Genomic DNA, 7,244 nt, shown 5'->3' with positions numbered 1-7,244 from the left:
AGGCGCCCGCCCCCGTCCACGGTGGTGCGCAGACCGTCCTGCACCTCTCCGCCGCCCATGTCCCGCCAGGCACCCCACCGCCCCGAACCGTCCCGGACCCGGGTGCTGAGGCCCTTGCCCGCGTTGCGTACGAAGAGGTGTATCTGCCCGTCCGGCGCGGTGGCGGCCACCGGTACGCCGATGCGGCGGCCCTCGTCACGGCCGGCGGAGGGAGTGCCGAGACCGCGCCAGGCGAGGAAACCGCCGCCCGGGGCGCCCTGTTCCAGCAGCACGATCTCGCGCTCGTTGTCGGCGCCGTGCCCGCCGAACGCGGCGAAGCGCAGCCCGAACAGCAGCAGCCGCCCGTCCTGTGCGGTGGCCGAGCCCAGTACCGGGGCGAGCGGTCCGCCGCCGAGGTCGCGCGGCGGTCCCCAGACCCCGCTGTCCTTCCCGGTCTCCTGCCACCGCACCACCCGCAGGCCCAGCACGGCGTAGGCCGCCGGCCGGCCGTCCGGCCCGGCGGCAAGGACCGTGCGCGTGCCCTGGTAACGGTGGTGGGTGGAGCGGACCCAGCCCTTGCGGTTGGTGAGGGGGCGGTCGCCGCCGACGTTGTAGTCCCCGCAGCCGGACGGATTGCCGCAGTCCCACTCGGGTGAACCGCCGTAGGGGACGAGGTGGGCGGCCTTCGCCGCCAGTACCCGCGGCGGCAGGTTCTTCGGCCAGTGCCGGTTGTAGTACCCGCGGTAGGCGGTGGCCACGAAACCGGGGACCCGGCCTCCGTCCGCGGTCGCACGGGCCGCCCGGCGGAACATCGCCGCCCAGGCGAAGCAGGCCGCGGCCGTGTGGTCGGCGTGGTCGGAGTAGCCGCGCTGTTCGCTGTCCTTGCGGCGGACGGCCTCCGTGCTGTGCTGGACGTCCGGGTCGGGGTCCAGCGTGTGGACGACGGTGGGGCGGTAGTTCTCCATCAGCCCGGTGAGGACCCCGATGAGCCCGTCATACGTGTAGGAGCCGGCGCGCCGCAGCGGTGAGCCGTCGGCGACGACCGTACGCAGTACGAGCCTGCGGTCCTGCCAGAGGCTCGGCAGCCCGAGCCGGTGCCGGCCGGTGTGCATGGCCGTGTTGAGGAAGACCAGCTCGACCCGGCGGCCGTCGGCGGCCAGTACGTTCACCTCGGCCCTGTGGCCCGCGCCGAGCTCGGCGACGGAGATGTCCCAGGGGGTGAACGGCTCCAGCCCGAGCAGGGTGGCGTACGCCTGCCGGAGCCCCTGGTGGCGCGCGGAGGAGTACGCGGCCTTGTCCGGCTCCGGGCGGGCGCGGCCGGGGACCTTGTTGACGCCGTCGGCCTCACCGGCCGTGAGGTAGACGCACACCAGCGGTGTTCCGGCGTCGAGGGCGAGCCGGGTGTCCGGGTTCATGAAGTACAGGTCGTCGTCCGGATGGGCGAGTATCTGCATCAGCAGCGCCTGCCGCGCGGTGCTGACGGGCCGGCCGGGCGCGGGGTCCGGGGCGGGATCCGTACGCCGGGGCGCCGGTACCGAGCAGGCGCTGAGCACGGCGCCCGTGGCGGTCATGGTCATGACGGTGCGCCGGCGCACACCGTTTCCGGGCAGGGCAGGTCCATCCGTCACGCCACGCACTCCGTCCGCGTCCCCCCGCAGCGGACGGGCGGGGGCCCGGAGCTGCGTGCTGTCGATCAGTGCAGGTCAGGGCTTCGCGCCTGTTCCTGCGGGGGGATAGACGAGGATCGGGGCCCTGGCGTTGCCCCGGTGGCCGGGTGAACGTGCGCCGCGAGGGACGGCGTACGACCGTCACATGATCATCACGGTTGGGGTCGTACGCTTGCCCGCATGCGGCTCGGCAGCGTGAAGTGGGAACGCCAGAGCTGTATGGGGGAGTGGAACACAACAGTGAGCACCGACGCGCCACAGGGGGAGCCGGCCAGGCGTCCGGACGGAGAGGGATCCGTCTCCGACGAGCAGTGGGCGCAATTCATCCGGCAGGCCGAGGGCGGTGGTGCCGACGCGCCGAAGGAACCCTCGGCCCGCGCCCGGATGGTCACGGCGCGCCTGCGCGCGCTGGACGAGGCGGCGGCGGGCGGGCGGCGCCGGGGCCGGAAGAACAAGCCGGCCGAGCCCTGGCAGCCGGACGGCTGGCGCACCGGCCCCGGCCCGGGGGCGAGGAACGGCCGCTCCCGGAAGCGGCGGCGCCTCGCCGCGGTCCTGGGGTTCGTCGTGGTCGTGGGCATCTTCGTGGTCACCATGCGGCCGAGCCTGCTGACCGGCCGGCTGTCCGGAGCGGATCCCTCGGAGACCATCAGCCCGGCCACCGCGACCGGGCCCGGCCGGCCGACGCGCGAGCAGCCCTTCCGCGGATCGCCCGCGCTCCACTGGGCGGACGGGGCGGAGGGGATCGAGATCCCGCAGGCCGAGGCGGTCGGAGGGATGAGCAAGGACGAGGTCGTGCACGCCCTGCGTGCGACCCGGCAGCTGCTCGTGGCCGCCAACCTCGATCCGGGCACCCTGAGGGGGGAGAAGCCCGTGGAGGCGCTGGAACTGCTCGACCCGCTGCAGGAGGGCGAGCGGGAGCGGCTCGAACGGGCCCTGGCGCGGCCCGATGCGGACCACGACCCGCTGACGCTGTTCAGCAGGTTCGACCCGGGTGAGGCGCAGCTCGCCGGCGGCGTCGTCAAGACGCGTGGACAGATGACCTTCGAAGCCGGCGCCGCAGGCTCCGTGGAGGTGCACGCCGACTACACCTTCGTCTACCCGCTGGTGAAGCCGGGCGGGGACGAAGTGGCGCGCACGATCGTGCGGCGGCGGCTGACGACCGCGCTGCACGACCCAGAGCGGTTCGTGGCGACGCGCGGCAAGCTCTCCGTCGTCAGTTCCCAGCAGAACGTCGGCAACACCGCCTGCGGGACGGACGACGGCTTCCTGCACCCCGCCTTCCCCGGCGACAGCCCGGAGCCCGACCCCGCCGGGCCCGACGTGGACCCCTACGACCGCAGCGAGTGGCAGCCCGACGGGTCCTGCGGCACGGTCACCCGTACGTGAGGCGGGAGCCGTGACGGTCCCCGGCCCATCGCTCGGCGACGGACCGGGAACCTGCCTCAGCCGGCTGGGGATCAGTGGCCGAGGTGCGGCACGGTCACCTGGGACGCCGCCCGCTGCAGCATGCCCACCTTCTGCTGGAGGGGCCGCTGCTGTTCGCCGTGCAGCGCGTTGAGAACCACCACGGCGCCGGTGAGGGCAGGGACCGCCCACTGCATGGCCGTCAGGTGTTTCCGGGCCTTGTGCAGGTCCACGGGGTGATGTGCGGCCTTGTCGAGGTCCTCGGGGTCGGTGGAGCTCGCGAGTTCCACCTTCTTGCCCAGGACCCGGCTGTAGGCCGTGGCCGCCAGCGCGGCACCGGTGAGCACGGTTTTCGCCAGAGTCGAGGACGCGACCCCCTGCTGGGTGTGGACCCGGGAGGCGTTGGCGGACAGCAGCCCGGTGCCGCCCATCAGGTGCAGTCCGATCGCCACGGCGTTCACCGGCGTCCACTTCGCCCAGCCGGCACTGGCGATCCTGGCCGTGTCCGTCTCGCTCGCGCCCTGGCCCGCGGCTGCGCCGTTCAGTCCCACGGCGCCCATCAGCGAGCCGCCGAACCAGGCAGCCAGACCGAGGTCATGGATGCTGCGGACGAAGGTGTTGCGTTCCGACATCGTCGCTCCTCTGCATGGGGAGGACCTGCGGGTACCCACAGGTCCTCCCTCACGCTCGACGGGATGGGGCCCGTCCACCACAGGTACGGCGCATCCGGGCGACAGGCGCGGTACGGCGCGGCCGGCTCCGGAGAGCCGGCGGTGGCAGCGGTGACCGGTGGATCAAGCGCTGGGCGGGCGGACCATCCAGACGTCCACGGGGTCCTCCCGTTCCACGGTGAAGCCGTGCCGCTCGTACAGTCCGCGGGCGGCGCTGCCCCGCAGCACGTTCAGACGGACGGGCGCGCCTTCGGCGTCGGTGCGGGCGAGGAGGGCGGCCAGGACCGCGGTGCCGATGCCTCTGCCCTGGAGCTCCGGGGTGAGGTAGAAGTACTCCAGCCACCAGGCGTCCTCCCCGGGCCGCAGGGCGACACAGCCCGCGAACGTGCCGTCCGCCTCCACGACGGACGTGTGCTCGGGGGCGTACGCGTCACGCAGGCGCTGTCGCACCCGGTGCTCGTCGTACCGGCCCAGTCGTTCCAGGTCGGGCCGCATGACGACGGCCCGGAGCCCGGCCATGGCTTCGAGGTCTTCGGAGCCGGCCGGGCGCAGGCTCCAGCCGATGGTGCGCGTACACATGGCGGGAGTCTGTCAGGCCTCGGTGAAGAGCTCCTCGGCCGTGGTCGCGGTGAGTGCGTCGCCGAGCCAGTTGTCGAGCGCCTCGACGTCGCCGCAGCCGAGGATGCGGCTGCGGACGCCGTCCCGGACGGTGATCCCGCGTCGCTCCAGAATGGTGAGCACGGCCTCCGCCTTGCCCTCCGCCTTGCCCTCGGCACGCAGCCGCTGCGAGGACTCCGAGCGGAAGAAAGAGAGGTCGATGGCCATGAGATCCCTCCAGATCTGGGCGGCCGGGGTGTTGCCCAGCCCGAGTTCGGTGAGCTCGCCGAAGATGATCGCGGTCTCTTCGTCGACGGTCTTCAACGCGGTGGCCAGCGCTTCGAGTATGGCAGCCGCATTCGGATCCTTACCATGTGTGATCGCCGAAAAGGTGGCGAGTGGGACATCGCGCGCCGCCATCGACGGATCGGTCACGGCCGGGACGTTGTGCGGGCCCAGTGCCAGGGGCCGGACGGTCAGCGAAGGCCACTCCGGCGGTCCGATGCGGATGGGCCGCCCCGCCCACCGCGCCGTCGACTCGTCCTGGCAGACGACGAGCAGCACGGGGTCGATGCCGTACTTCGCGTTGAGGTGGGCGAGATAGTAGGTCCAGCTGCTGGGCTTGGCCGGATCCTTCTTCCCCTGGGACTCGACGGCCAGCAGATAGGGCCTGCCGTCGGCGGTCTCGACCCGCAGCAAGGTGTCGAGACGGCGTTCCAGCGGCTGGGTCTCGGTGAGATCGGTGGTGAGCACCGACACCTCGACCGTGTCGGGGAACGGGATGCCCAGCGTCCTGAACGTCCGCGTGAAGATGCCCGGGTCCTCCTGGAAGATCCGGTGCATCGCTTCGTGCGAGGAATTGACCATGAGCCGGACACTAGAACCAGCATTCCTCCCGGCATATGCCGAAGAAGACGGTTTCGCCCCATCCGTGGATGGATCGAACCGGTGCGCGATTCTGTCGCGAGCGAGGCCGGGCGGTACTCCGGAAAGGTGTCCGCGTTTGATCCGTCCCTCGCAGGGGGTAAGATCCTCGGCCCGATTGGCCAGGCCCGCGACCTGTGTGGCACACTAGCCAGGTTGCTCGGTTGAGTGTCAATGCTGCGCGCCTCCCGCCGGGAGGACCGGAAGCGAGTCCCACAGTACTCGTCGACCCCTGGGGTCGGACGTACGGGAATCTTCCGGGAAGCGTCAGTGGGGCGCTGACCAGGCACCCGGTGGGGTTTCGCCCCCGGCAGCGCGGTTTCGGCCCGCACCCCCTTGGTTGGGAAATCCTTCGGGAGATCTACGTAGAGGGGATGCGACACGCCCGACCGCGTGGGTCGGAGGCGGAGTTACGAGAACCACGGGTTCCAGAGCGTTATTGAGAGACAGGACTACTAGTAGCCATGGCGGGACAGAAGATCCGCATCCGGCTCAAGGCCTACGACCACGAGGTCATCGACTCCTCGGCGAAGAAGATCGTCGAGACGGTGACCCGCACTGGTGCGTCGGTCGCGGGCCCGGTGCCGCTGCCCACTGAGAAGAACGTGTACTGCGTCATCAAGTCGCCGCACAAGTACAAGGACTCTCGCGAGCACTTCGAGATGCGCACGCACAAGCGCCTCATCGACATTCTCGACCCCACCCCGAAGACGGTTGACTCGCTGATGCGTCTCGACCTGCCGGCTGGTGTCGACATCGAGATCAAGCTCTGAAGGGACGGGCCGAGATGAGCAAGAACATCAAGGGCGTCCTGGGCGAGAAGCTCGGCATGACCCAGGTCTGGGACGAGAACAACCGGGTCGTTCCGGTGACCGTCGTCAAGGCCGGTCCGTGCGTCGTGACGCAGGTCCGTACGAACGACAGCGACGGCTACGAGTCGGTCCAGATCGCCTTCGGCGAGATCGACCCGCGCAAGGTGAACAAGCCCCTCAAGGGCCACTTCGCCAAGGCCGACGTGACCCCGCGCCGCCACCTGGTGGAGCTCCGCACCCCTGACGCCAGCGAGTACACGCTGGGCCAGGAGGTCACTGCCGAGGTGTTCGAGTCCGGCGTCAAGGTCGACGTCACGGGCAAGAGCAAGGGCAAGGGCTTCGCCGGTGTCATGAAGCGTCACAACTTCAAGGGCCTCGGCGCCGGCCACGGCGTCCAGCGCAAGCACCGTTCCCCCGGTTCGATCGGTGGCTGTGCCACCCCTGGGCGTGTCTTCAAGGGCATGCGCATGGCCGGTCGGATGGGTAACGAGCGCGTCACCACCCAGAACCTGACCATCCACGCGGTTGACGCGGAGAAGGGTCTGCTCCTCATCAAGGGCGCGGTCCCCGGTCCGAACGGCGGCCTCGTCCTGGTCCGTACCGCGGCCAAGGGGGCTTGAGGTAATGAGCACCATTGACATCCTTTCGCCGGCAGGCGACAAGGCCGGTACCGTCGAGCTCCCCGCGGAGATCTTCGACGCGAAGACCAGCGTTCCGCTGATCCACCAGGTCGTCGTCGCACAGCTGGCAGCTGCCCGTCAGGGCACGCACAAGACCAAGACCCGCGGCGAGGTCCGTGGTGGTGGGCGCAAGCCGTACCGCCAGAAGGGCACCGGCCGCGCCCGCCAGGGCTCGATCCGTGCGCCGCACTACACCGGCGGCGGCATCGTCCACGGCCCGACGCCGCGCTCGTACGACCAGCGCACCCCGAAGAAGATGAAGGCCGCCGCCCTGCGCGGTGCCCTCTCCGACCGGGCCCGCAGCGGTCGCGTGCACGTGGTGGAGTCGCTCGCCGGCGGCAACACGCCGTCCACGAAGGCCGCCGTGGCCACGCTGCGTGAGATCACCCAGCGTGTGCGCGTGCTGGTCGTGACCACCCGCGAGGACTCGCTCACGGTCAAGAGCCTGCGCAACGTCCAGAACGTCGAGCTGCTACCCTTCGACCAGCTCAACACCTACGACGTGCTGCG

8 protein-coding genes are annotated in these 7,244 nt (G+C 70.9%); 4 read left to right on the top strand and 4 right to left on the bottom strand.

The features are described from left to right. A partial coding sequence (locus VN520_RS17550; protein ID WP_325747869.1) for a PIG-L family deacetylase occupies window positions 1-1,556 on the bottom strand: 1,556 nt, incomplete at its 3' end. A 309-nt stretch (window positions 1,557-1,865) separates the two neighbouring features. On the opposite strand from VN520_RS17550, the gene VN520_RS17545 reads away from it, so the two are divergent. Beyond that, window positions 1,866-3,032: a hypothetical protein gene (locus VN520_RS17545; protein WP_414719872.1), complete on the top strand. Its 1,167-nt coding sequence runs from the start codon at window positions 1,866-1,868 to the stop codon at window positions 3,030-3,032. A gap of 71 nt (window positions 3,033-3,103) precedes the next feature. Here the strand turns inward: VN520_RS17545 and VN520_RS17540 are convergent, their stop codons facing one another. The 3 genes from VN520_RS17540 to VN520_RS17530 all read right to left on the bottom strand — a co-directional run bounded on the left by VN520_RS17540 (window position 3,104) and on the right by VN520_RS17530 (window position 5,185). Then, window positions 3,104-3,682, bottom strand: a complete 579-nt coding sequence (locus VN520_RS17540; RefSeq protein WP_325747867.1) for a hypothetical protein — start codon at window positions 3,680-3,682, stop codon at window positions 3,104-3,106. 162 nt (window positions 3,683-3,844) lie between these two features. After that, a complete protein-coding gene (locus tag VN520_RS17535) occupies window positions 3,845-4,300 on the bottom strand; it encodes a GNAT family N-acetyltransferase (RefSeq protein WP_325747866.1) in 456 nt (151 codons plus the stop codon). Between the two features lie 12 nt (window positions 4,301-4,312). Beyond that, a complete protein-coding gene (locus tag VN520_RS17530) occupies window positions 4,313-5,185 on the bottom strand; it encodes a hypothetical protein (RefSeq protein ID WP_325747865.1) in 873 nt (290 codons plus the stop codon). 521 nt (window positions 5,186-5,706) lie between these two features. On the opposite strand from VN520_RS17530, the gene rpsJ reads away from it, so the two are divergent. The 3 genes from rpsJ to rplD form a co-directional block, all read left to right on the top strand. Beyond that, window positions 5,707-6,015: a 30S ribosomal protein S10 gene (gene rpsJ, locus VN520_RS17525; protein ID WP_003948644.1), complete on the top strand. Its 309-nt coding sequence runs from the start codon at window positions 5,707-5,709 to the stop codon at window positions 6,013-6,015. Between the two features lie 14 nt (window positions 6,016-6,029). Further along, entirely contained in the window at window positions 6,030-6,674 is a 645-nt protein-coding gene (gene rplC, locus VN520_RS17520) for a 50S ribosomal protein L3 (protein WP_014154591.1), read from the top strand. A 4-nt stretch (window positions 6,675-6,678) separates the two neighbouring features. Continuing rightward, window positions 6,679-7,244: 50S ribosomal protein L4 (gene rplD / locus VN520_RS17515; protein WP_325747864.1), on the top strand; the 566-nt coding region annotated here is incomplete at its 3' end.

Source organism: Streptomyces sp. (assembly GCF_035563135.1).
Classification (GTDB): Bacteria; Actinomycetota; Actinomycetes; order Streptomycetales; family Streptomycetaceae; genus Streptomyces.
This window is presented reverse-complemented; position numbering and strand designations above follow the sequence as displayed.

What these genes read in the sequence shown, in the direction of transcription:
- VN520_RS17530 (WP_325747865.1), bottom strand. Translation starts at nt 5,185, where the DNA reads ATGGTCAATTCCTCGCACGAAGCGATGCACCGGATCTTCCAGGAGGAC.
- VN520_RS17535 (WP_325747866.1), bottom strand. Translation starts at nt 4,300, where the DNA reads ATGTGTACGCGCACCATCGGCTGGAGCCTGCGCCCGGCCGGCTCCGAA.
- rpsJ (WP_003948644.1), top strand. Translation starts at nt 5,707, where the DNA reads ATGGCGGGACAGAAGATCCGCATCCGGCTCAAGGCCTACGACCACGAG.
- VN520_RS17545 (WP_414719872.1), top strand. Translation starts at nt 1,866, where the DNA reads ATGGGGGAGTGGAACACAACAGTGAGCACCGACGCGCCACAGGGGGAG.
- VN520_RS17540 (WP_325747867.1), bottom strand. Translation starts at nt 3,682, where the DNA reads ATGTCGGAACGCAACACCTTCGTCCGCAGCATCCATGACCTCGGTCTG.
- rplC (WP_014154591.1), top strand. Translation starts at nt 6,030, where the DNA reads ATGAGCAAGAACATCAAGGGCGTCCTGGGCGAGAAGCTCGGCATGACC.